Source organism: Desulfuromonas svalbardensis (assembly GCF_055389415.1).
In genome coordinates this window covers 2,630,178-2,654,081 of record NZ_AP042416.1, presented here as the reverse complement: position 1 = coordinate 2,654,081, position 23,904 = coordinate 2,630,178, and the positions used below count along the sequence as shown (strand labels likewise).

The window sequence follows — 23,904 nt, the reverse complement described above, 5'->3', positions numbered from 1 at the left end:
TAGTGACTGATGTTGTACGAAATAATTCAAAAATTAGGTTAAAGCCCTTTTAATAGTTTGATTATCGGTTAGCTTTAATAGAACAGGATAATTTTTTTATGGTGGCACCACAGCTATTGATTTTAAGAATGATTTATTTATTGAATTGGTAAGGTGGGAATTTGAAATTTATGATCGCGGTTGACTGTGAAGGTGCTGCCTGTGTTGTCGGTGAACCGGGGAGATCACTTAGCCATTCGAATAACATGGTGTTTGCGAGGGAGCAAGCGACCCGTGAGACGAATGCCGCTGTTCGAGCCCTTTTTGATGTCGGTGCCGAAAAGGTTGTTGTTTGGGACAGTCATGGAGATGGTGCAAATATTCTCTTTGATCAATTAGACCAACGCTGCGAAATACTACTAGGGGTGGGGTTTAATCGTCGCTTCCCTGAGCTTGATGAAACCTATTCTGGGGTATTGATGATCGGTTATCACGCCATGTCAGGAACCGCAAATGGGGTTCTAGCGCACACTTACAGCTCCGATGCTTATCATGCTATTCGCGTCAATGGTATAGAGGTTGGTGAGATTGCACTTGATGCGGCGGTGGCTGGTGAACTAAATGTGCCGCTTATTTTTGTCGCCAGCGATGATAAGGGCTGTGCAGAAGCAACCCAATTTATACCTTGGGTTAAAACAGTAGAGACTAAAAGAGGTTTGGGGCGTCATTGTGCCTTTAGCAAACATCCACAGGTCGTTGAAAAACAGATCTATGAAACGGTGTGCTTAGCGGTTGATGCGCTGACTGAGATGAAGCCCTTTCTGTTTAACAATCCAATACAGATTGAGATTGAATTTGAACAATTTATCCAACTAATCAAGGCGCGAATTCGTCGGCCAAGGTGGCGTTTGTCAGGAATGAAAACGCTCAGATCTTTGTTGCCGAATATGCTGGAATGGAAATGTTGATAAAGGATGAACAGGTCGTTTTGTGGACGTTTAAGTTCTGAAAGAATTGAATTTTTGACCTCATGAAAAGCATCAGGAAACCAAATTTATAATGACTAGTGCAAAAGTTATTACACGTAATCTGTTTGCCAACTGGATTGGCCATGGAAGTAACCTTGTGGTTATGTTCTTCCTGTCGCCGTTTATTGTCCACACTCTGGGAGCCACTCAGTATGGTATTTGGCAAATTTTAACCGTTTTAACTGGCTATATGGGGATTCTCGATCTGGGAGTTAGGGCAAGTACTGGACGATATATTATCCTTTATCTTGGCAAGAAAGATTTTGATAAAGTCGACGAAACGATTCGTACTGGCTTGGGGATGTATACCGCTATTGGCGGATTGATTTTGTTTTCGGGGTGCATTCTTGGAGCATTTTTCCCCGTATTTTTTCCTTCGGTGCCGCAGGACTACCGTTTAACTGTGGCCATACTTTTGCCAGTTTTAGCGGTAAATATCTGGATTTCAGCTGTTCGCACTGTACTCTCAAGTGTGTTGTCAGCCCATGACCGTTTTGATCTTGCACGTGGTTCAGATTTGGTGATGCTGGCGGTAAGGACCCTTGGGACGATTTTCGCTTTGATTTGGGGTTTTGGTCTGGTGGGACTGGCTGTGGCAGTTATTGGCTGTAACATTGTTGGTTTAGTCATTAATTTTTTTCTGGCTCGACGCGTTCATCATGGCCTGTGTTTATGGCCACTGTTATTTAAGCGGGAGCGCATTAGTGAACTGTATCGATATGGCCTCGGGGCTTTCGCTATCGCTATTTGTGGCAAGATCATTGGCCAAACCGACTTAATCCTTGTTGGCAATTTGATCAACCTTGAGGCGGTTGCCATATACAGTGTTGGGGCGATGTTGCTCTATTACTCCGACACTCTTCTGGGTCAGATTACCACGACCCTGTTCCCCCCACTGCAAAGGGCGATCGCATCGGGTGAGATGGATTCGGCACGCCGACTTGTTTTTAGACAGGTTCGTTTATCCATGGTTTTAGGCCTGCTAATGTATGTCGGTTATTTAGTTTTTTGTGAGTCTTTTATAAAATTGTGGATGTTTCATCCCGATGTTTTTCCTCTTAAGGCAGTGAATACTGCGGCACAGGTGATGGCGATACTTTCCTGTTCCAAATTGTTGACTCTGTTTGGTTTTGGTAGCAGGACGGTTCTCGCAGCAACGGGGCATATTGGTTTTGCGGCCAAAATGACGGTTGTTGAGTCACTCACGAATTTAGTGCTTTCCGTTGTTTTTGTCGTTGTTTTCGACCTTGGTCTTGCTGGAGTAGCCTTAGGTACTCTGGTTGCTCGTCTTTTAACCACTACGGCCGTATTGCCGCTGTATGCGTGTAAGAAAATGGGGATAAATATTTGGTATTTTATCTCTGATATTGGTGGGCGAGGGGTTGTTGCAGGAATGTGTTTTTTCGTGGCGGCATTGAGTGTCCAGCGACTCTTACCGAGTAGCAATTGGCTGGAATTTTTTATACAGGTTGCCATCGCGGTGGTGTTGTATTGCCCAATCGCTCTTTTGTTTCTTGTGCCGAGTGATGATAGGAAAATTATCTTCGGTAAATTTCGAAGTACTGCTGAGGGGAATTTTTGAAGCAATAAAGTTGTCTCGGTTTTTGTTTTTATAGGGATGCCATATTTTATAAAAAGAGGTGGAGGTTCTTTGTATGAAGATAGCCGCTTGTTTCTCTAATTCGTCCGTTGATTGTCGCAATGCTGTTGCTAGTATGGCTCGCTCCATGAGCCTTACTGATGATCAACTGGCTGAAGTCACCGTTGTCTCTGGTGGTGCTATCGGTTATGTCACGGGCACCGAACTCTTTTCTGCAATCCCACTTCAGAGAAAAAACAAACATGGGAATATCCTATTACTAAGTGGTGTTCCGATTTATCTGGATGGCTGCCTTAATACAAAACTGGATGAGGTGTTATCGGGTGATTATCATCATGCGGCTCGGGAACTACAATCTTTGGATGGTGCCTTTGTTGCGCTTTTTTGGGATGCTGAAAACAATACACTGGTGATCGTCAATGATTGTCTTGGCATTCAGCCCCACTACATTTTTAGCAATAACGATGTGGTGGTGTTGGCTACCGAGTTAAAGGCTTTTCCCGCCAGTGGCTTTGTTGATGTCGAACTGGATACGGTGGGATGGGGGGCTTTTGTTTCCCTTGGTTTTAATATTGGCGACCACACTCAACTAGCAGGCGTACGACTTGTCGATGCCGCAACTGTAATGGTCATCGATGCAAAGACTGGTTCTATTGATGCTAATCAATATTGGTCTCTCCCTAAACCTCGGCCTGAAATGACTCTGGAAGATGTTGATATCCCAGAGATGTTGCGAATCCTCCAGCGTGAGATCGAATGTTATGCAGAGCATTCTCGTCAGGGAACTGTTTTACTCAGTGGCGGGTTTGATTCCCGCCTTATTCTGACCCTACTCAAACGGCTCAATATTGATTGTAAGGCGATGACGTTAGAGCACCCAGAGTTTGGTTTTGGTATTGATGGCAAAATCGCGCTGCGAATTGCTGAAAAGTTAAACTGTCACGATGTTTCTCGCGTTTATCCCGCTAAAAATTATTATTCATCGCCAGAATATCTTCGCTACCTCGTCATGGAGGAAGTTTCCATCCCGAGTATGCTCCTGTATATGAGCACTAACGTTTCTGCGGCACTTAAGCCAGAGATGAAAGCGGTATGGGAAGGTTTAGGCCCTGGGTTTGCCTTTGCAGCATCTTATCCTGTCGCCGGTGGTTTCACCCCCTATCTTAAAGATCGATGTAACGACCGAGATTCACTACACTGGCAAGCGGTCTTTTCCATTTTTTCTCCAGCAATTGGCCAGAAAATGTATGAGGACTTTCAACAGAAACTTACCTCTGAGATGGGTAAGTTTACTGATGATGATTTTGGTACGGCCCGCTTTCAGATGAACACCCAGATGAGGCGTTATCTCGCGCCAAGCCCTACGACTGTTTATACCAATACTGTTTTGCCTTTTACTCCAGGGCTGAGCAAAGACCTATGGAATCTGGCTGGAGAAATTCCTCTCAGTGTGACAGCCGATATGAAATTATATCTCCACCTTTACAAGCATTACCTCCCTGAAGCGATAACTGTACCCATCTGTTCCGGTGGTAAGTTGCTGAGCCGTAAATCCTTTTCGCCTGAACTTTGGCTTCGGGAGCACTATAACTCGCTCGGACACAAGTGTCGTTATTATTGGCATCGTTTACCTCGAGTACCTGTAGCAGGGCCATTACTCGAAAAATGGGGACTAGTTTCACCTTCCACTCGTGAACACAATGCAATGCTCGACATGGTGGTTAGCATGGTTTCACCAGATCATCCTGATCTTAATTCTGATGCGGTAAGAACGTTGCAGCAGGCGGTTGCTCCATATAGTTGGGAGACGCGGTTAGCCCGTCGAATGTTGTTTTATTGGCAAACATGGCGCTGGGTAATGGAGGGGACGTTGACGACCTCAAATGCAGAGACTTTTCTTACACAGAATATCTCTCGTGAAGATGTGGGTAATTAAAGATGAAATTAAATCTAAAACCTGTAGCTAAATGGCCAAAGCTTGCCTGGGTTGCACGATTTACCCCGTTAATCGACACCATTACCGTTTTTCATGGACCCTACGTTGAAGCGAATGATCAATGGTGTGTCGAGGCTGTTTGGGCTGGTGATTATACTCATGGAGATTTCGATAAAACCGATCTGATCTTTGGTAGTGGTATCCGCTGTCGTGAGAATCATGTTTTTTTTGTCAGCTCTGGCACGACCTTAGATCGCCTGTGGCACTATCGTCGTGGTGATATATGGTATGTCGCCAATTCGTTCCCAGCGCTTTTGGCGACGGCAGGTATATCAATTGACGCACTGCCTAGCTCTTGCGTTCGAAATATCGATTCAATTATGCGCGGAGTTGCCGATTATGAACGGCAAATGCCGTGCGATGATGGCGATCTCTCAGTCGTTTATTTTAATAATCTATTATGGGATGGAAAGCAGTTGAGTGAGGTCGATAAGGTCGATACCGCGCCAACTTTTGACTGCTATGAAACTTATTCAAATTATCTGCTGAACAGTGCCGATACCTTGGCTGAAAATATGTACGCGCCTGAGCGTTCAAATCGTATTACACCCTTAGTTACTGTTTCTAAAGGATATGATTCCTCAGCTGCAGCCGTTATTTCACGTCGTGTTGGCTGTAAACAGGCGGTAACGCTCAAGCAGTCAACAAGTATCTGGCGCGGGTCAGATTCTGGCGAAGAGGTGGCACGTGCGCTTGGTTTAGAGTGTGCTAGCTACAACCGCACTGCCAATATTTATCCTCTCGAACAGACCATTTGGTCCGTTTCAGGACGGGCAGGAATTCTCAATTGGACTCTGTTTGATTATCCTGAACCGCTGAGTCTTTTTTTTACTGCGCCATACGGTGACAAGATGTGGAGTCGTACCCGTTGGAGTCGCCGTGATCCTTTTGTTTTTACTGGTCTTTCCCTTGGTGGACTTGGTGAGTTTCGTCTTTTTAAGGGGATATTTCATTGTCCACTCCCCTTTTTTGGGATGCGCCATCTCGAAGAGCTGTGGGATATAACCGCTTCTGAAGAAATGAAGCCATGGTCGATCGAAGGGGATTACGATCGACCGATTCCGCGTAGATTAGTTGAGGAGGCTGGTGTTCCACGTGCTGCATTCGGTCAGCGAAAAAAGAATACTTCGCATGACGAGGCATTGCTCTGGCCCTATTCACCAGATGCTGTGGCATCGTTTCAACGCTTTTTGATCGCACAGGGAGTGCCGCCATCAAGGCGAGCGCTTATATGGCTGCGGCGCCATGGTGCTAACCTTGCTCACCTTGTTGAGGCCAACTTGCCTCGGTCTCTTACGCAAACGGTACGGCGGCGACGTAAAGACGCTATGTCCACATCTGCTGAGCTTCTGTTTCGATGGTCCAATAGTGAGCTGAGTCAAACATATGGGGCTGCACTCGTTGAATCACTTCCTGACTTTATAGCTGAAGCAGATCCTCAGGATACTGTTGAGAAGTGATCTGATCCGTTGAGAGATGTTCACGTTGAAAATTTATTATTGATGAGGTTGTCTGTATGTCAAAGATTTGTGGCTTGATTTCAGAAAATCACAGTGACCAGCTCGCAACGATGTTTGAATCGATGTACGAGACATCGTGGCAATCATGCTACCAACGTAAAGATACTCAGTTGAGTCATGTGGCAGGGTTAGGTCATTTTGGCATTGGTGCTGTCAATCGACAGCACCAACCCCTTATTGATGCCGAAACCACTGTCTCAGCTGTTTTCTGTGGCAAAATCTTTGATTATGACGCTGAGCGCCGATCTCTTGCTGAACTGGGAGCTGTCTTCCAATATCAATGCAATGACGGTGAGTTTTTACGTTCCTTGGTGACCCGTAGGGATATTTCAGAACTTCGGAATGTAAATGGGATTTTCTCACTGGCGGTGTGGAACCCTTTAGAGCATCAATTGCTATTGACTGGAGACCGCTACGGTTTTCGGCCGCTATATTATTATCACGACAAGCAGCACGGAATGTTGGCTTTTGCTTCCGATTTGAGCGCTATTTTGGCGACCGAGTTACCCACTCTCAAGGTAAATTGGCGTGCCGTCAACTCGTTTCTTCATCTTGGTCATACCCTTGGCAATGAAACCTTATTTGAAGGAATTTATCGATTACAGCCAGCGGAAGTCTTAGTTTTTCAAAACAACAGTGTGCACCTCTCTCGGTACTGGAGTCCGAAGGAGGTGGTTGTTCGAGAGGAGATGACACTGGATGAGGCGATTGATGGTTGTATTGATCTGTTTCGCCAATCGATTCAGCGTCGTATTCAGGCAGTAGATTCAGAGCACATGCTGCTATTAAGTGGCGGCCAGGATTCACGTCATATTGCTGCAGAACTTAAACATCAAGGTCTAGATTTTACCGCTTATACGACGACTGGGTTTAAACCCTCCGTTGAAGATAAGGTTCTGGCAAAAGATTTGGCTGATACTCTTGGCATTCCCCATGTTTTTGTTCCGCTGCCCAAAGAGGGATTTTTAAGTCGCTATTGGCCTCGTGCTCACGACCAAGTTGATTATGAGGTGGATCTTCACGAATGGATTTTGCCATTGGTTGACGCACTGCCAAGTAAACCGCATATCAATTTTGATGGCATTCTCGGTGATGTTTGTTTGGCCTCTGTCTATTTGAACCATCAAGATTATCAACTTGCTAGAAGTGGTCAACTTAATCAGTTGGTTCGCGGTTTAGTAGATCGGGAACATTGGCCACCGATATTTCACCCCTCCATTACGAAGCATCTTGATCGTGAGGTTCTCTATGATTCGCTTAGGGAACAATTTCAGCAATTTGAAGGTCATCCTAACTTGATCAGCTTAACCTATATGACGATGCGCACAACACGAGCGATCAGTTTGTTTGCCTTTAAAATGGTTTTGCCTAAAGCTGAGAGTTTTTATCCTTTTGCTGATAATGACTTCTTTGATTTCGCTATGAGTATCCCGCCAGAACTGAAATTAGACGGTAAATTGCACCGGATGATTTTAGACCGAGCGTATCCCGAATTGCGCACTGTTTTAACGACAAAAGAGATCAATCGTGGCGATTACCACCTCGACGAGATCAATTACCTTAGACAGAAACGCCAGTATTTATATCAGGGTCTAAGGCAGATGGCGCAGGGGAAATTATGGATCTATAACCGCCGCAAGGCACTTCCTCGTATTCTTAAAGACATTGGTAAAGTATCTATTGGTCGCGACGATAAATTCTTCCTTTGCAACCCAGCTAATGCGGTGATGAGTGAATGGTTTGATCGCTACTTTCCCGATGGCGTGGAATAAGGATCGTTTAAAAACGTTTATTGGTGGATTAAAGTAAAGCGTTGAACACTCAAATCTAGATTGTCGACAGAAGAGGAGAGTCTTGTGAAAATGAAAATATTGCACATATCGGCCTTGCCAGTTTGGCCTCTCCAGGGAAAAGGGGGGATGCCTTCGCTGCGAGAAACACTGTGTGGTCATGTACGGGGTGGGCACGAGGTATTACTTGTTTTGCCACAATATAATATCATTGGTGATCATGCTAACTTCGTGACTGTCCGCGATGATGAGGGCTACAACGTTATCCTGATGCCATGCCGATGGGCCCCTGCTCTTGCCATGGTGCGTCGTTTTGCGCGACGGTTAGGGGGAGGGAAAGAACTTCCTTATCTGTTGCGTTGGCTGCTTAATTTGACCTTATGTTTGTTTTTGACCCTGAGTTTGACCCTTACTGCACTTCGGTTGCGTTTTGTTGAAAAGCGTCATTTCGATCTGGTCTATGCGCACAATCAATATGCATCCTTAGCTGGTTGGATGTTAGGTAAACTTTTTAGTGCGCCGAACGTTACCCGCCTCTACGGAACCTTCTTAGCTGATTTAATCAAAAAACCACTCGTTTGGTTACGTTATCCCGTTGCCTCAGCCGGTTATCTTGTTCCCCATTCATTATTGATCTGTGCCAACGACGGTACCAGGGGAGATGAGGTTGCTGACAAATTAAACATTGATATGTCAAAATTTCGCTTTTGGCAAAACGGTGTAGACCTGCCAACTCAGCCACCGAATACCACTCGTTCTGACATTGTCAAAAGTTTTGGCAGCATTGGGTTAAGAGAAGAGTGCACATGGATTATCACCTGTTCGAGATTGAGTTACTGGAAGCGTATTGATCGTATGCTTCATGCATTGAAATCTGTTTGTGAAAAAGGGTGTGATTGTCAGCTTTTAGTCGCGGGCGATGGCCCTGAACGTGAACGTTTAACTAAGCTTTCAATAGAGCTTGGTGTTGCTGAGAATGTAATCTGGCTTGGTGCGGTTCAACATGATCAGATCTGGGAATTGATGAACGTTGCCGATGTGTTCATGATTACCAATGACGTTACGAACCGCTGCAACCCGCTTTATGAAGCGATGTCTGCCGCATTACCCATTGTCTCAGTCAGTGATCCCTCCACCGCCGATCTCCTTAACCATGGCGATAACGCTCTGTTGGCTGATAAGGAAGACTTCAAAACTTTGGCTGATAATTTGTATCTGGTTTGTCAGGATACTTCTTTAGCTTCAAACCTACGCTTGGCACAACAATCATACTCAGAGTCTTTTAGGTCTTGGACTGAAAGAATGGAAACTGAAGTGATAGAACTCGAACGTCTTGTGATGGATTCATAGGGGGCGACAATGAAAAAAATGGGAAAAAATGACGTCATTCGCAGCCGAAACTTTGGCGGCGTAAGTCCATATTATTTTACCGATGAATCAGGGTCAACGTTCGTTGCAGATAATTTTACTGAGATTGTACCGAACATTCATGAACATCAAAGAGTTATTGATCCAGTCGCTGTATTGGAATTGTTCTGCTTCAATTATGTTTTGGGTGATCGGACGATATTGAAAAATCTTTATCGGATGCCATGGCATTCCGAGTTGTCTTCCAATGGTGAGGTGTTACGGAAAAACCCGATAAGACATGGGTATGTATTACAAGAACCCAAAGATATCGCCACTGACTTGATCTCTTGCCTTAAAAAAGAACTTCTCACTTATATCAATGGACGAAATAAGGTGTTTTTGCTCCTGTCAGGAGGATTTGACAGCAGAATATCAGCGGGTGTTTTAAAAGAAATTGAGAAAGAGAACAACTTAGAAGTGATTGCTCTGACTTGGGGCGATAAAGATTCAAGAGATGTGGTGTACAGCTCTGAAATTGCAAAAATAATGGAATGGCAATGGATTCACCTTGAATATAGTGCTGATGATTTGTGGAACAATATGGAGATTGCCAGTACTTGGGGTGGTGGAGAGGTTGCTGCCGTCCATTACCACGCGATGGATAAAATCAAGACGGTCGTGGATCACTCGGATTTAATTATCGCTTCAAGTTGGGGAGATAGTATCGGTCGTGCGGAGTTTAGTGGGAAACATTTACCCCGATTATCACGGCCGAAAATCGAAAACAAACATTTCTTGGTCAAAAGATCCATTGCTAACGATTGTATGCAAGCAGCACAAAATGATATGGCACTCGCTTGGGCTTCTGAACCAGATCAATCAGAAACCATAATGAATGAACTTCACATGCAAGAGAATTATATGCGGAGAATGATTGGGCATGCCATGAATTATTTAGGTAATTTTTGTACTGTCGAGCAATCGTTTACAGCAGATGAAACCGTTGCCAAAATGTGGTCTCTAAACCCAGTGTGTCGAACAAATGGGGTCTATTTTGAAGTGTTTAAGAGACTTAATCATCAATTGTATGATTTTCCGTGGGCAAGAACGGGTATCGCTCCAAGTGGTCGAATTGACGAAAGACCATTTTTGAAGAAAAAATATCATTCGTGGGGTGCGTGGATGAGGACAGACCTGAAGCCACAACTTAAAGGTCTTATTCTCGATGGTGGTTTGAAAAATTTAGGCATATTCAATATGGGACAAGTCGAATCCGTTTTTAGTTTATGGACGAAAGAGAGTTTAGACTCCTTAAATTACAATGAAACCATCTTGAAACTCGGCTTAATGGAGATGGTGCGGAGAAATTACCATGTAAAACATGTCGGTGATGTGACCACTTTGTCAGATAGGGTTTTTTCGAAGGCCTATTATTGTGCAAAGAAATATCGTTAATTTAGTTGTGGTGTGATTTACATTCTTAAATTCTTATGTATCCTTAATGTTAGCGGGCTGTCGAACCTTACAAGAACCCACTGTGAAACAATAGAAATTGGCCCATATTCCCGTCCATTTTCGACAAATAGATTCACTCTTCGCTCTCAATGGTCGAAAATCTGGTTTCAAGCCAACTGTTTTGCTACGGCTCGTTAAGCCGACAGACTGTTCGTCATTCTCATTATTGAATTGATAGAAAGTTGAGCTATGTCATTGAGGACTCTGGGATTTTCTTTATTGTTCCTATATTTTGCTGGTGGTGCACTGATCAACCCACTTCTTGGTATTCTTGGTTACATGGTGCACTACATCATTGGGCCAGAAAAACAATGGTGGCATGCCCCATTGAACCCCCTTGGTATCCGTTACTCCCTGATGTTTGCTGCACTAACGGCGGTAAGTATCGTATTAAATCGGCATAAATTAAGATTCAAAAAATTGTTTGTTCGGCAAGAGGTATTAGCATTAATGCTACTGTTTCTGATTTGGGTTCTTACCTTATTAAATCCCGAAACGGTTAATCGTTATGCCTTTACAGATCACCCTTCGATCAAACTAACAAAAGTGATGATCTTTTGTTTAATGATGACGCACGTAGTGACGACACCTAAGAACTTAGATAAGGTTTTATGGCTTTTTGTTTTGTGCGCTTTGCTTTTGGGTCTTCAAGCCTATGGAATTCCCCGTAGTGCTTTTGTTGGTGGGCGGTTAGATGGCAGAGTTGGTGGTTCTGATTTTCTTGATTCAAATGCTCTGGCTGCATTTATGGTGGCATCAACAGTAATAACCGGTACGGTTCTTATGCGCTCTGCGTGGGCAGGCAAGATTTTATGTGCTCTTTCCGCCATTTTCTCCATGAACACGATCGTTTTGTGTCGCAGCCGAGGAGCTGTTTTGGCCTTGGTCGGTGCTGGGCTTGCTATTATTCTCGGTGCGCCGCGTCATCTTAGGTCGCGGTTGGTCGTTGCTATGGTCATCGCTATGGTTGGGATGATGTACGTGTCTGATGCTCAATTCTTGCATCGTATAGCCAGTATATCTAAGCATGCAGGGGCTGTTGTGGCTGGAGCAGAAGCAAGTGATCGTTCCACCATGATGCGTATCGAAGCATGGCGGGGGGGCATTCAGATGTTTAAAGATCACCCTCTTGGTGTGGGGCCAGGAAATTTTAACCAATATATCGGTTTATATTCATCAGATATTCAAGGGCTATCGCCCCATAGTACCTATATTCAGGTTATAGCAGAACTTGGATTGTTGGGGTTGATTCTACTCTTGGCCCTTTTTGCTAATGCATTGTTGACGATCTTAAAAGTTTTACGTACTTCAAATGAATTACCTGATGCAGATCGCTCAATTTTACAGTGGTCATGTTGTGGCTTAGGCGCTGTTATTGTTGGATATGCCACCTGTGGACTGACCGCCCACCTGATGTATTATGAAGCTTTCTGGTGGTTTCTTTTATTGCCGAGCTGTTTGGAACGGGCCAGTGAGAATGCCCACGAAGATGCACTTCTTTTATCGACCGCCCCTGAGGTATTGGTCGATGAATTCACAGCAAATAATTGGCAGGAAAATGATGACATATAAACAAAATAGGGAAATTCACGTATTGCATGTTGTGCCAGGTCTTGGTGCTGGAGGTATGGAATTGGCTATGGCGAGGGTCATTACTGGGTTACATAATGATGGATTTAGGCATTCTATTGCCTGCCTGAAAGGTGAGGCAGATATTGCTGGTCATCTGCCTAGCGAAACTAAAATTCATTATTTTCATAGCCGACCCAACGAGCCTCAACTGCCCTTTAGACTGGCAAAACTGGTGCGAGAGATCCAACCAGATGTCATTCATTCGCGTAATTGGGGAGCTTGGCCCGAGATGTGTTTAGCTCGTTTGTTCGCTACTTGGCCGCCTGTCCCTTTTATCTTCAGTTTTCATGGCCTTGGCAAAGCTGGATATATGCCTTGGCGGCGGCGGGTGGCATCTAAGGCGATGGTGCATTGTACGACGCAACTCTTTACTGTTAGTCGACAGTCGCGAGATTTGATGGTGGCACATTGGGGTTGGCCAAAAAGTCGTACTGCCGTTATTCCCAATGGTGTTGATACCTCGAAATTTTTCCCTGTCAAGAAACCTCACAACGCTAAACTCATGATCGGTTCGGTAGGGAACTTGAGAACAGTCAAAAATCACGCTCTCATCATCAACGCTTGTGCCAGACTTGTGCAAGAGGGGGTCGATTTAGAAATCCACATTGCAGGTGAGGGCAATCAGCGAGAACCATTGACACAACTGGCTGCAACGCTAGGTTTGTCTGATCGACTTTTTCTCTTAGGGAAAATAACTGAAATTCCAGAGTTTTTGAATAAACTCGATATATTTGTACTCTCCAGTGACTCTGAACAACACCCGAATGCGTTGAATGAAGCGATGGCTTGTGGTGTTTCTTCAATTGCTACACGAGTTGGTTGTGTTGACGACCTTTTAGATGGTGGCCGATGGGGTAAAATTATTGAACCAGCGGATGTGGATGGACTTGTCAGCTCGATTCGTGAGCTAGCTAACGATGAATTTCTTCGGCAGAATTTCGCTGATTTAGGACTAAAACAGGTTCGGGACTCTTACAGCCTCGAAGTGATGCTCAAGCATTACAAGCAGCTATATCAACAAACCGCCGTAAAAGATGCATAATGTTTTTTACATGTAACGTCATTTAACAGTTATTTTTATGAAGAATTTTGTTACAGAGGAATTGATGTGATTCTTGAAAATAAAAAATTCAATTATAATTTAAATGAGCTTCTTTTCTATCTGTCGATAGTTTTAATACTATTATGTGCAGTTCCTGTTAAAGCACAACAGACTAGTCGAGCCTTGAGGTGTTATCAGTATTCACAAGAATTGATAAAACAGCAAAAATATTCAGATGCTGATGTGTTTTTAACTCAAGGGATTACGAAATACCCAAGGTCAGAAAAATTATTACTTTTGCGGGCAACAAATAGAGCCAATAATTTAGGGAAAATTCACGAAGCGATCAATGACTATAGCCTTATCCTGAGGATGAATCCTAAAAACTATAAAATTTTTTTTAGAAGAGGTGTCTGGTTATACAAATTAGGCCAATATGCTCTTGCTTTGAAAGATTTTAATAGAACGATCTCTCTTAAACCTAAATATAGCAAGGCGTATCTGGAACGGGCAAAAGTCTACGCACTTTGGGGTGATCACAAAAGGGCGAAAATGGATCTAAATATTTTGGTTAAAATCAATCCGTCATACAAAAAAGCAGCGGATATACTTTATTCAAAAATTATTCAAGGTCGACGTGATCTGTAACCTGAGTGTTATCAATCTCTTGGTTTTTATCGTAGATTGAATGGTTTGATTCAATTTGCCCCATTTATCCCCTGTGAAAATAATTTTATAAGCTTGCGAAAATGTCCAGACCGAATACGGCGAATTTTTGTCCATTGGAGTTGAGAAAGAATTGGTTTAATGGTGCGAACGAGAAAGGCTTCTCGTTGGTAGTTGCGAGGTGTGACTCCGTGGGCTAGCCGATGGTTCACATTGGTGAGACAACGGTCGCCCCAGCCTGATTTTTCGACAATAAGGGTCGCTCCGTTATTAAAAATAGGAATTTGTTGAGTGCTTAGGAGGCTGTGTTTATCAAATTCTGCAACGAGAATACAACCGGTGCGCTCAAAACGATTCCAGTTTAGCGCATCACCGTTCTGCCAATAAACGGGATTAGCGAAAAAGTTTCCTAGAGAATAAACGATAGAAGCATTGCGATATTGTTCTAAACCTTGGAGAACGTGGGGGTGGTGTCCCGCCACCATAACGGCCCCAGCATCAATGAATGCGTGAGATTGTTCTATTTGTTTCATTGAGGGGATGCGAAAACGCTCATCACCCCAATGTGGAGTAACGATGACATGGTCATACTGTTTTTCTAACTCCGTAATTTGCTGACATAGCTCAGCTTGATCCAATTTTGCAACACCACTTGATTCCTTGTTCGCAAATTGATTCATACCGCTTGACGGATCGACTGCCGCGATAAATGCCACAGTTACCCCATTGATTTCAAACGTCGCTGCTTTTGAAGCTTCATGATAGTTTAATCCAGCACCAAAGTATGGAATGGCTAAGTCATTTAGTCGTTCGGTGAGTTGCTTAAACCCTTCATCCTTGCCGTCGAAACAATGGTTGTTACCGAGTGTAACTAAGTTGATGCCACTGCCCTTGATACTTTTAATTTGCTCAACAGAGCTGAATACACGGGGTTCTGTCTTAACATTGTCTTCGCTTGGCAGGGTGCATTCGAGATTGGCCAAGACAATGTCGGCGTCAGCAAAAATATCTAGTATCTCATCTGATAGCGTTTCAAGTCCTCGTTGCGGTTCATTACTATCTGGCTTTGCTGTGAGTAGCAGGTCACCAACGACTGCAATCTTGATTCGTTTATTTAATTTTTGAAAAGTCATATCTCAATGTGTCATTTCTTGGAATTTTAGTTCCTAAGTATCCACCTATCATGAAGCAATAAATATCGGTCATTGATGGGGTTCTGTTGATCAGGAAAAGTTGTCCACCTTCTTGAAGTACTCCGATTATTACGCCTGTTATCAAGGCAAAATAAATTTTATTTTTATGACTATCGAAGATGTCATAACGTAACCGTAACAGGTAAATCAAAATTCCTGACAAGGTGATGTTCTGCACAAAAAGACGGGCGTGCTCCATGGTTGCTCCCATTGCATAATGATAAAGTGGGAGCAGTTCTTTTAGGCTGTCCGGCAGTTTTTGTTTTACTGATTGCAATTCCCAGTGAAAATTGAACGGGGTCCAGCCAAGGTAAAGCATATAGCTAATAATGGAGAGTATGGCTAAGTTTAAAATGGTTTTTCTAGAGATGCGTGTGATCACAATCGGGCCAGTTATGACAAGCAAAAAAGAGCCTACATTGCTTGAAATTATGTTGGCTATGTTGATAGTCCGGGTTGCGATCATTGGCTTCATCAGTTCCATACACAGTGCTAAAAGAGCGGTCATACAAGCGATTTTAACCCAGCGGCGCTGATGCTGTTGCGCCCCATTCCAAAAAGATAGCATTAAGCTGAGCAGGTGAAACGTTTGCATCTTAACCATGACCCACCAATGCCATGGATGCTGAGAAAAACCATCGAGTAAATCAAAATGTGATCGTTTTAGACTTCGCCAAATTTGAGATAGCTTAATTGTTGGTAGAAAGGGTGACAGGGTATCAGCAAACAGCAGCATGATAAGGAGCAAGGTAAAGATATCGAGAGGCCAATGCTGCCATCGATCTGTTAACCATGTTGCTGCGCGGTAAAAATATTTTTGACCAAAGATGATGCCAGATAAAGCTCCGACCAATCCGCTAGTACTGTTTAATAGCCAATCTGAGGCACTCGGTACCCTGTTTACAATAAACGTTTGTAAACATTCAATTCCAAGACTTAACCCCCCACAAACAATGAGCACGATAAAGATTGTTGTCTTACGTGAAGTTCTGTTTGTCAGCGTGATATGTGTCGCGAGCAGAAAACCCAATGGTATGTACAAGGCTAAGTTACTGACAAAATCCGAACCGCTTATTCTTCTATGGGAATTAAATGGCCAGTCTGACCAAAAATCACGTTGAAATGTATGTTCAAGATTGATTGATTCAACCCAAGTAAACGGCATCAGGCTGGCATAAATTAGCAGGGCGCTATAAAGCAGGATTAATATAATCAGAAATCTGCTATTTGAGGTCGTTTCCTGCATAGCGTAAATACTTCTTCCTTGGCTGTATGGGGAAATATGAATTTATCATATTGAAAGGATCTTAACAATAATCACGATTGATATCTCCCTTTTGTTACCGTGAGACCACATGTTTAACGATTGAGATCGTCCTGCGCCACTTGTGGATCAAATATTGTTTGGTATACTTTTATTTCATTAAATTAATGTTTCTGATGTCTCGATTGAATTGCCATGGAGGGGTTTTTGAAAATTATCAATGTTGTTGGTGCTCGCCCAAATTTTATGAAAATGGCTCCGATTATCGAGGCTATGAATCAATATCCCGATAAAATTGAACACACGTTAGTCCATACAGGACAGCACTATGATGAAAAAATGAGTCAATCATTTTTTGTCGATCTTGGTATGCCTAAGCCGGATATTAATCTTGAAGTTGGTTCTGGTTCTCATGCTGAGCAGACAGCTAAAATTATGATCGAATTCGAGAAAGTTTGCCTGCAACAGATGCCTGATTTAGTGGTTGTTGTTGGTGATGTGAATTCAACTATGGCGTGTACAATTACGGCGAAAAAACTTGGGATTAAAGTTGCTCATGTCGAAGCGGGGTTACGCTCACGAGATATGTCAATGCCTGAGGAGATCAATCGTTTGTGTACCGATGTCCTCTGTGACTACCTTTTTACGACCGATCACTTTGCTGACGAGAATTTGTCGGCTGAAGGTGTGAGTAACGATAAGGTTTTTTTTGTGGGCAATGTCATGATTGATACGCTTATGAAGCATCGCGCTATGGCAGCTGAGTCTACATATGGTGAGAAGTTAGGATTACAGCGTGGAGAATATGCCACTTTAACCATGCATCGTCCTGGAAATGTCGACAACAAGCAGGTATTACAAGGGATACTTGAAGCGTTAAAAGAGATTTCTCACCGTTTACCCATCGTTTTTCCGATCCATCCAAGAACAAGAAAAATGGCAGAACAGTTCGGGTTATCGGATTTTTTCACTAATGGTGAAAAGATTGAAGGGATCTGGATAACGGAGCCTTTAGGGTATCTCGATTTTCTTAATTTGAATATGAATGCCAAATTGGTCCTTACCGATAGTGGTGGATTGCAAGAGGAGACCACTGTCCTCGGAATCCCCTGTATTACAATGCGACCCAATACTGAGCGGCCAATCACCTGTGAGGTTGGCTCCAACATTATGGTTGGCAACAGTAAGGAAAAGATTTTAAGCGCAGCATTTGATGTTTTAGATGGTCATGAGGCACAGGGTGGTATTCCTGAAAAATGGGATGGAAAATCTGCCAAACGTATCATTAACGTATTGATCGATTCCTTTGAAAATTAAGAGGTTTTGTTGACGCTCCGGAGGATATAGATGCTGCATGATTATCTACAGGAAAATCGCTGGCACCTATTAGCGTTACTGCCGTTACTGGTATTGACCTATTGGTCCGTTGTACCGGATATGGTGTCCGATTGGAATAATGACCCCAATTATTCTCATGGATTTTTAGTGCCAGTGGTGTCTGTTTATATGGTGTGGCAAAAATGGCCCGAATTGAAACAATTAAAAGTTAATCCATCCAGTGCTGGTTTGGTCCTTGTGTTGGGTAGTTTAATGTTATTGATTTTTGGCTTTGCAGGGACTGAATATTTCACCATGCGGTCATCCTTGGTTTTTTTGTTGGCTGGCATCATCTTATTTTGGTTCGGGTGGGTAATCTTTAAGCAGCTATTGCTCCCCGTGGCGTTTCTCCTGTTTATGGTACCGCTTCCATATATTATTTACGATGCCATGGCTTTCCCTCTCAAACTGTTAGTGGCAAAATTTTCAGTTGTAGCTCTTAAGCTTTGCGGTGTTTCCGTCTTGAGAGAGGGTAATATCATTATGTTTCCGCAAACAGTGCTGGAAGTTGCTGATGCGTGCAGTGGTTTACGTTCGCTGATGTCTCTTTTAGCACTGGCTGTCGCCTATGCCGTGTTTTCCCATACCTCGACAATTAAACGTGTTGTGATCATCTTGTCGGCAATTCCAATCGCGATTGCGACAAATATGTTTCGAGTGATCGTAACCGGTATCCTAGCCCAGTTTTACGGTGCCGCTGCAGCTCAAGGGTTTTTCCATGAATTTGCCGGAATGACTGTTTTTGCAATTGCGATGGTTCTCCTTTTTTTACTCGGCGCGCTTTTGAATAGGGTTCGGTCGTTATGAAAAAGTTTCGATTTTATCTCGTATATATCGCGTTAGCATGTGCGGCGTTCTTTATTTCGTTTCATAAAGATATCTATGAACCCGTTGCAAAACCTCTTTCTGAGATTCCACAGAGTATTGCTAAATGGTCGATGGTTGATGAAGCACGTTTTAGTGAAGCAGTACTCCAACAACTGCGACCTACAGATTATCTTTATCGAGTCTATGCGGCTGACAACCAGAATTCTGTTTCACTTTATCTGGGCTATCACGGTGGCGGCCCGGAAAGTGGATCGATTCATTCACCAAAACATTGTCTTCCCGGGAGTGGTTGGTTGATGATCTCAGAACAGATAAAAACGTTCACAGTTGGTGCTGGTGATCTCCCTATTGTTGAAGCTATTTATCAGAAAGACGGACAACGAGAATTGTTTTTATATTGGTTTCAGGTGAAGGGAAAAGTTTTAACAAACGAATATCGATTGAAGTTCGCAGAAATTTCAAATTCAATTTTCTATAATCGTCGTGATTCGGCATTTATTCGAATATCAGTGCCGCATCGCGAAGGTGATGTCACTGCATCAAAATTAGGGGAAATGTTTTTTAAGGATTTTTATCCATATATTAAAGAAGTGTTACCACAGTAGTTACAGGTGTTTGTCTCGCAGGCTGTCGGACTTGACGGGCCGTAGCGAGAGATAGACGACTTAAGACCAGATTTTCGAGAATTTGAGAGCGAATAGTTGGCCTATTTGTCGAAAATTATCGGGAATATGGGCCAAGTCAGGCTAGTTCGCAGTAGGTCCATGTTAAATCCGACAGTCTGCTAGTGAAGTTATGTTGTTCTTGATTGATCTGTGTAGTGAACTTTAACCAGTGTATTTTGAGGCACTTTATTTATGGTGCAATTGACACTCTCTCTCTTTTCAATCGTTGCAGTTTTGCTGTATGTCGGGATTTTGTTGTTTCGAAAACAGTGGCGTGTGTCTCTTTTCGCTCAAATTATTGGTTTGGTTGCCTGTCTTGTTCTTGAATTTTGTGATTTGAAGGCCTTACTCGAACCTGAATTGCTTTTGGATTGGAAACAATTTGCCTTGGTGACTGAGGCGTGTTTGCCATTTTTCTGGTTACTCTTTGCATTGACTTTTGCGCGAGAGGGAGGGTGGCAGGGGCTATCAAAAACGTTACGAATTTTGTTGTTGATCAGCCCTGTGTTTATCCTCGTTTCTACTGTACCCATATCTGAGGTCTTTTATTCTCCAGATTTCGGTGACGAAAAACTCCTTTTCCTCGGCTCATGGGGGTACTTTTTTTATGTGACGCTTGTCGCTGCATTGGTCCTGATTCTTTTTTTAATGGAGCAAACGCTAAGGTCTTTATCGCGTCCAGATCGTTGGCGCGTCAAGTTTGAAGTGATTGGTGTCGGTGTATTGTTGGTGGTATTGGTGATTTACTATAGCCAATCGTTATTTTACCGATCCCTTGATATGAACCTTTTACCCGTGCGTTCGCTTAGTTTGCTACTTGGTGTCGCCCTTATGGCTTACAGCCGATTTCGTCGTGGAGAAGTTGAGGTGCGTATCCGGGTTTCCCGTGATATTGCCTATCGTTCAGTTGTCATATTAGCCATGGGTTTCTATTTAGTTGTGCTTGGTTTGTTTGGTGCAGGGATTCGTTACATTAATTTCGTTGGCCACCGAGTTTTTTTTGTTTCATTGGCTGTTGCATTAGGGGTTTTTTTTGTCATCATTTTACTGTCTGGACGAATACGACGTTGTATTCGGGTCTTTTTGCATAAAAATTTTTATCAGCACAAATATGACTACCGCAAAGAATGGAGCGAGTTTACCGCAAAGTTGGAGTCGGCAAAAAGTCGTGAAACTTTAGAACAGGGGATTCTTGATTTTTTTGCAGACACCTTTTTCTTGCAAGGGGCGGCCCTTTTTTTACGTGATCAAGAGAGTGGTCAGTATTACTGTTCTGCGTCGTTTGAAAATAAGATCAGGACTCTTCCCCTGACAGCCGATCATCCACTACTGGCAAAAATGTGTGATTGTGATTGGGTTGTTGAACTCAATGAAGGTGATGCAGCATTGTTGAAAGGAGATTGGGCACAATTAAGTCAAATGAAGTGCTCCTTTCTTGTGCCATTACGTTTTGAGCAAAGCCTTGAAGGCTTCATCGCACTTGGAAGTCGTAATTATGCGAAGGAAGCATTGACCTATGAGGACTTTGATCTGATGAAAATTTTAGCCCATCAGACGATTAGCGTATTGCTGAGCCGAAAGCTTTATACGGATCTACTCGTTGCGAATGAAATGGCCGTTATCGGCCGTGTATCAACATTTGTTATCCATGATTTAAAGAACTTAGTCTCTGGTTTGGCAATGGTGGTTGATAATTCACGCGATTATATTGATGACCCTGAATTTCGTGTCGATATGTTCGAGACTCTCGAAAATACGGTAGAGAACATGAAGGGGATGATTAGTCGCTTGCAGAATGTTAAGCAACAACCGCAACTAGAGATGAACAATATTGACTTATTTGAAGTCGCTAAGTCAGCGATCAACTCCTGTGGAAATGGTGAGGTGGTCCTATCTGGTGATACGGTGCAGATACGTGGTGATAAGTCTGAAGTTCGAGGGGTGTTACTCAATCTTTTACATAATGCTCGAGAAGCCTCGGCAGTAGGACAACCGATTGCTGTTGAAGTAGGTCGCAATGGCTTAGCTTTTGTGAGGGTTGCTGATAGTGGCAAAGGGATGAGTGCGGATTTTATTGAACATCGTTTATTCAAGCCCTTTGAAACGACAAAAAAACAAGGGGTAGGAATTGGGTTGTATCAGTGTCAGCAAATAATTAAAGCTCACGGTGGGCGAATTGATGTTCAAAGTTCACGTGGTAAAGGATCGATTTTTACCGTTTGGTTACCGTTAACGCAAAATGATAGTGATGAGAGAGCTGATGCCAATTCGGAAAAGAGGGCCGAGTGGAAAAATTGTTGATCGTTGATGATAGCCCCGAAATTCGTAAGCAGCTTAAATGGGGACTAGGTAAACAATATAAGGTGTTGCTCGCAGAGGATGTTACTGAGGCTGTGAAGCTTTTTGACGTTCATTGTCCAAAAGTGATGACGATAGATTTAGGGCTGCCACCTGATGTCGATGGCGCAACAGAGGGGTTGCGCTGTTTGGAGAAAATACTTGCCAAGCGCCCAGAGACGAAGGTTATTGTTTTGTCTGGCAATGAGGACCGAGTTAATGCTCTCAAGGCGGTGCAACTTGGTGCCTATGATTTTTATCGTAAACCGATCGACCTTGCTGAGCTAAAGATCATTCTAGAACGTGCATTTCATCTTACATCCCTCGAAGCCGAAAATCGCCAATTGCAGAAGACGACATCACGCCAACAAGGGGTGATGAGTGGTATTTTTGGTCACTGCCCAGAGATGGAGAAAGTTTTTACCACGATTCGCAAGGTGGCCTCAGCCGATATCCCAATCATGGTTCTGGGAGAAAATGGCACCGGTAAGGAGTTGGTTGCAAGGGCGATTCACGACCTGAGCTTACGTAAAAATGGACCCTTTATCCCCATAAATTGTGGAGCGATACCGGAGAATCTACTCGAAGCCGAACTTTTTGGTCATGAAAAAGGGGCTTTTACCGGAGCTGCTGCCCGTGTTCAGGGGAAGGTTGAATTTGCCCATGGTGGAACACTATTTCTCGATGAAATTGGCGAGTTGCCGTTGCTCCTTCAGGTGAAGCTGTTGCGATTTTTTCAGGAAAAGACGATTCAACGAGTAGGGGGACGTGAAGATATTGAAATTGATGCCCGTATTGTCGCTGCCACCAACGTTAATATCGAAGAGGCGATTGCTGACGGACGCTTTCGTGAGGATCTTTATTATCGCATCAGTGTGATCTCTCTTGGCTTACCACCATTACGCGAACGAAGAGACGATATTCGACTGTTGGCTAATCTTTTTCTTGGCCGTTATTCCAGTGATTTTGGCAAGAAAATTAGGGGATTTAGTCCTGCGGCAGAACAGGCTATGAATAGTTACCTTTGGCCTGGAAATGTTCGTGAACTGGAGAACAAGATTAAACGCGCAATCCTGATGGCTGATAGTTCAATTTTGAATCCAACCGATCTTGGTTTTGTTGTCAGTAAGCAAGAAGAGGTCGATACCCTCGATGACAAAAGCGTGATGACTCTTAAGGAGGGGAGGGATCGACTTGAGCGGAACATGCTGCTCGTAGCTTTAAAACGTCATGATGGTGTTGTGGTAAAGGCGGCGGAAGAACTCGATGTCAGTCGGCCGACGTTTTACGACTTGATGAAAAAACACGCATTACCAAAGGTTCACAAATGATTGATTATCATTGCCATATATTACCGGGATTAGATGATGGTTGTCGTGATATCGATGAAGCTGTAGAGATGGCCATTCTACTCGTTGACGCTGGATTTACATGTGTCCATTGTACGCCACATTGCATTAGCGGTTTATTCGATTACCCTGTTGAGCTGATTAAAGATGCCGTATGTGGTTTACAGGATGTCCTAAATGATGCTGGGATCCCACTACGGCTTAAAGTCGGAATGGAGTACTACGTGGATGAATTGTTTTTCGATCGTCTCGAAAATCCACTGACCCTCGGTGACTCCAATCTGTTGTTGTTTGAAATTTCTCCAACGGCTAGTTTTAATTTACTAAAAGAGGCTATTTTTCAAATTAGACGCCGGGGATTTATCCCATTATTGGCCCATCCTGAGCGTTACCCCACGATGATGCCTGGTAGAAAGTCTGCGGGTTTTCTACGACGTTTTATCTACAATTCAAAGTCTACTGATACGCTATTTTCTGAAGAATTCCCCCCGATAGTGAAAGAAATTATCGACATGGGATGTTTACTCCAAGGGAATTTCGGTAGTTTTAGCGGAGTATACGGACAGGAGGTGCAGCGCGTCGCGAATTTGCATCAAAAACAGGATCATTATAAATACTTTGGTAGTGATGGCCATCGTGTCCGGCAATTGAGAAAGTCTTTGTGCGGAATAGAGCAGGTGTGGCAGTTCGACAATATAGCGTAAATCAAATAGAGATTAGTACTATGAATACCCACGTGGGAGGAGTTGTCATTACTTTTCGGCTACAAATTG

The 23,904-nt window shown here is 43.4% G+C and carries 18 protein-coding genes; 16 read left to right on the top strand and 2 right to left on the bottom strand.

The window, feature by feature from the left end; all coding sequences use genetic code 11:
- Positions 1 to 170: 170 nt before the first annotated feature.
- The 10 genes from ACZ5KY_RS11945 to ACZ5KY_RS11900 all read left to right on the top strand — a co-directional run bounded on the left by ACZ5KY_RS11945 (position 171) and on the right by ACZ5KY_RS11900 (position 14,100).
- Positions 171 to 947, top strand: coding sequence for a M55 family metallopeptidase (locus ACZ5KY_RS11945; protein WP_464244663.1), 777 nt, complete (start codon positions 171 to 173; stop codon positions 945 to 947).
- Positions 948 to 1,038: 91 nt separating this feature from the next.
- The gene (locus tag ACZ5KY_RS11940) at positions 1,039 to 2,589 is read left to right on the top strand and encodes an oligosaccharide flippase family protein (protein ID WP_464244126.1); all 1,551 of its coding nucleotides are present in this window, start codon (positions 1,039 to 1,041) and stop codon (positions 2,587 to 2,589) included.
- 73 nt (positions 2,590 to 2,662) lie between these two features.
- Positions 2,663 to 4,543 (top strand): asparagine synthetase B family protein, encoded by a 1,881-nt coding sequence (locus ACZ5KY_RS11935; RefSeq protein ID WP_464244125.1) that lies wholly within the window; start codon positions 2,663 to 2,665, stop codon positions 4,541 to 4,543.
- A gap of 2 nt (positions 4,544 to 4,545) precedes the next feature.
- Positions 4,546 to 6,063 carry a hypothetical protein gene (locus ACZ5KY_RS11930; protein WP_464244124.1) on the top strand — a complete coding sequence of 506 codons (1,518 nt, stop codon included), beginning with the start codon at positions 4,546 to 4,548 and terminating at the stop codon, positions 6,061 to 6,063.
- Between the two features lie 56 nt (positions 6,064 to 6,119).
- A complete protein-coding gene (locus ACZ5KY_RS11925; RefSeq protein WP_464244123.1) occupies positions 6,120 to 7,895 on the top strand; it encodes an asparagine synthase-related protein in 1,776 nt (591 codons plus the stop codon).
- Positions 7,896 to 7,985: 90 nt separating this feature from the next.
- Complete coding sequence (locus ACZ5KY_RS11920) at positions 7,986 to 9,263, top strand: glycosyltransferase family 4 protein (protein WP_464244122.1); 1,278 nt, start codon at positions 7,986 to 7,988, stop codon at positions 9,261 to 9,263.
- A gap of 9 nt (positions 9,264 to 9,272) precedes the next feature.
- The gene (locus ACZ5KY_RS11915) at positions 9,273 to 10,718 is read left to right on the top strand and encodes an asparagine synthase-related protein (RefSeq protein WP_464244121.1); all 1,446 of its coding nucleotides are present in this window, start codon (positions 9,273 to 9,275) and stop codon (positions 10,716 to 10,718) included.
- Between the two features lie 249 nt (positions 10,719 to 10,967).
- Positions 10,968 to 12,350: an O-antigen ligase family protein gene (locus tag ACZ5KY_RS11910; RefSeq protein WP_464244120.1), complete on the top strand. Its 1,383-nt coding sequence runs from the start codon at positions 10,968 to 10,970 to the stop codon at positions 12,348 to 12,350.
- Positions 12,337 to 13,452 carry a glycosyltransferase gene (locus tag ACZ5KY_RS11905; RefSeq protein WP_464244119.1) on the top strand — a complete coding sequence of 372 codons (1,116 nt, stop codon included), beginning with the start codon at positions 12,337 to 12,339 and terminating at the stop codon, positions 13,450 to 13,452. Before ACZ5KY_RS11910 ends, ACZ5KY_RS11905 begins: the two co-directional genes overlap by 14 nt.
- Before the next feature lie 66 nt (positions 13,453 to 13,518).
- On the top strand, positions 13,519 to 14,100 hold the full coding sequence (locus ACZ5KY_RS11900; RefSeq protein ID WP_464244118.1) for a tetratricopeptide repeat protein: 582 nt from the start codon (positions 13,519 to 13,521) through the stop codon (positions 14,098 to 14,100).
- Between the two features lie 50 nt (positions 14,101 to 14,150).
- Here the strand turns inward: ACZ5KY_RS11900 and ACZ5KY_RS11895 are convergent, their stop codons facing one another.
- Positions 14,151 to 15,251, bottom strand: coding sequence for a CapA family protein (locus ACZ5KY_RS11895; protein ID WP_464244117.1), 1,101 nt, complete (start codon positions 15,249 to 15,251; stop codon positions 14,151 to 14,153).
- Positions 15,229 to 16,557 (bottom strand): VanZ family protein, encoded by a 1,329-nt coding sequence (locus ACZ5KY_RS11890; RefSeq protein ID WP_464244116.1) that lies wholly within the window; start codon positions 16,555 to 16,557, stop codon positions 15,229 to 15,231. The genes ACZ5KY_RS11895 and ACZ5KY_RS11890 overlap by 23 nt, the downstream gene beginning before the upstream one ends.
- Before the next feature lie 225 nt (positions 16,558 to 16,782).
- Between ACZ5KY_RS11890 and wecB the strand changes: the two genes are divergently transcribed.
- The 6 genes from wecB to ACZ5KY_RS11860 all read left to right on the top strand — a co-directional run bounded on the left by wecB (position 16,783) and on the right by ACZ5KY_RS11860 (position 23,835).
- Complete coding sequence (gene wecB, locus ACZ5KY_RS11885; RefSeq protein ID WP_464244115.1) at positions 16,783 to 17,892, top strand: non-hydrolyzing UDP-N-acetylglucosamine 2-epimerase; 1,110 nt, start codon at positions 16,783 to 16,785, stop codon at positions 17,890 to 17,892.
- A 30-nt stretch (positions 17,893 to 17,922) separates the two neighbouring features.
- On the top strand, positions 17,923 to 18,759 hold the full coding sequence (gene xrtA / locus ACZ5KY_RS11880; protein WP_464244114.1) for an exosortase A: 837 nt from the start codon (positions 17,923 to 17,925) through the stop codon (positions 18,757 to 18,759).
- A complete protein-coding gene (locus ACZ5KY_RS11875; protein WP_464244113.1) occupies positions 18,756 to 19,385 on the top strand; it encodes an exosortase C-terminal domain/associated protein EpsI in 630 nt (209 codons plus the stop codon). Before xrtA ends, ACZ5KY_RS11875 begins: the two co-directional genes overlap by 4 nt.
- Before the next feature lie 252 nt (positions 19,386 to 19,637).
- On the top strand, positions 19,638 to 21,746 hold the full coding sequence (prsK, locus tag ACZ5KY_RS11870; RefSeq protein WP_464244112.1) for an XrtA/PEP-CTERM system histidine kinase PrsK: 2,109 nt from the start codon (positions 19,638 to 19,640) through the stop codon (positions 21,744 to 21,746).
- Complete coding sequence (prsR, locus tag ACZ5KY_RS11865; RefSeq protein WP_464244111.1) at positions 21,731 to 23,113, top strand: PEP-CTERM-box response regulator transcription factor; 1,383 nt, start codon at positions 21,731 to 21,733, stop codon at positions 23,111 to 23,113. The genes prsK and prsR overlap by 16 nt, the downstream gene beginning before the upstream one ends.
- Complete coding sequence (locus tag ACZ5KY_RS11860) at positions 23,110 to 23,835, top strand: tyrosine-protein phosphatase (protein ID WP_464244110.1); 726 nt, start codon at positions 23,110 to 23,112, stop codon at positions 23,833 to 23,835. The genes prsR and ACZ5KY_RS11860 overlap by 4 nt, the downstream gene beginning before the upstream one ends.
- The last annotated feature ends 69 nt before the right edge of the window (positions 23,836 to 23,904 follow it).

What these genes read in the sequence shown, in the direction of transcription:
- ACZ5KY_RS11945 (WP_464244663.1), top strand. Translation starts at nt 171, where the DNA reads ATGATCGCGGTTGACTGTGAAGGTGCTGCCTGTGTTGTCGGTGAACCG.
- ACZ5KY_RS11895 (WP_464244117.1), bottom strand. Translation starts at nt 15,251, where the DNA reads ATGACTTTTCAAAAATTAAATAAACGAATCAAGATTGCAGTCGTTGGT.
- ACZ5KY_RS11925 (WP_464244123.1), top strand. Translation starts at nt 6,120, where the DNA reads ATGTCAAAGATTTGTGGCTTGATTTCAGAAAATCACAGTGACCAGCTC.
- ACZ5KY_RS11915 (WP_464244121.1), top strand. Translation starts at nt 9,273, where the DNA reads ATGAAAAAAATGGGAAAAAATGACGTCATTCGCAGCCGAAACTTTGGC.
- ACZ5KY_RS11940 (WP_464244126.1), top strand. Translation starts at nt 1,039, where the DNA reads ATGACTAGTGCAAAAGTTATTACACGTAATCTGTTTGCCAACTGGATT.
- ACZ5KY_RS11875 (WP_464244113.1), top strand. Translation starts at nt 18,756, where the DNA reads ATGAAAAAGTTTCGATTTTATCTCGTATATATCGCGTTAGCATGTGCG.
- ACZ5KY_RS11935 (WP_464244125.1), top strand. Translation starts at nt 2,663, where the DNA reads ATGAAGATAGCCGCTTGTTTCTCTAATTCGTCCGTTGATTGTCGCAAT.
- ACZ5KY_RS11910 (WP_464244120.1), top strand. Translation starts at nt 10,968, where the DNA reads ATGTCATTGAGGACTCTGGGATTTTCTTTATTGTTCCTATATTTTGCT.
- ACZ5KY_RS11890 (WP_464244116.1), bottom strand. Translation starts at nt 16,557, where the DNA reads ATGCAGGAAACGACCTCAAATAGCAGATTTCTGATTATATTAATCCTG.
- ACZ5KY_RS11920 (WP_464244122.1), top strand. Translation starts at nt 7,986, where the DNA reads ATGAAAATATTGCACATATCGGCCTTGCCAGTTTGGCCTCTCCAGGGA.
- ACZ5KY_RS11860 (WP_464244110.1), top strand. Translation starts at nt 23,110, where the DNA reads ATGATTGATTATCATTGCCATATATTACCGGGATTAGATGATGGTTGT.
- xrtA (WP_464244114.1), top strand. Translation starts at nt 17,923, where the DNA reads ATGCTGCATGATTATCTACAGGAAAATCGCTGGCACCTATTAGCGTTA.
- ACZ5KY_RS11905 (WP_464244119.1), top strand. Translation starts at nt 12,337, where the DNA reads ATGATGACATATAAACAAAATAGGGAAATTCACGTATTGCATGTTGTG.
- prsK (WP_464244112.1), top strand. Translation starts at nt 19,638, where the DNA reads ATGGTGCAATTGACACTCTCTCTCTTTTCAATCGTTGCAGTTTTGCTG.
- ACZ5KY_RS11930 (WP_464244124.1), top strand. Translation starts at nt 4,546, where the DNA reads ATGAAATTAAATCTAAAACCTGTAGCTAAATGGCCAAAGCTTGCCTGG.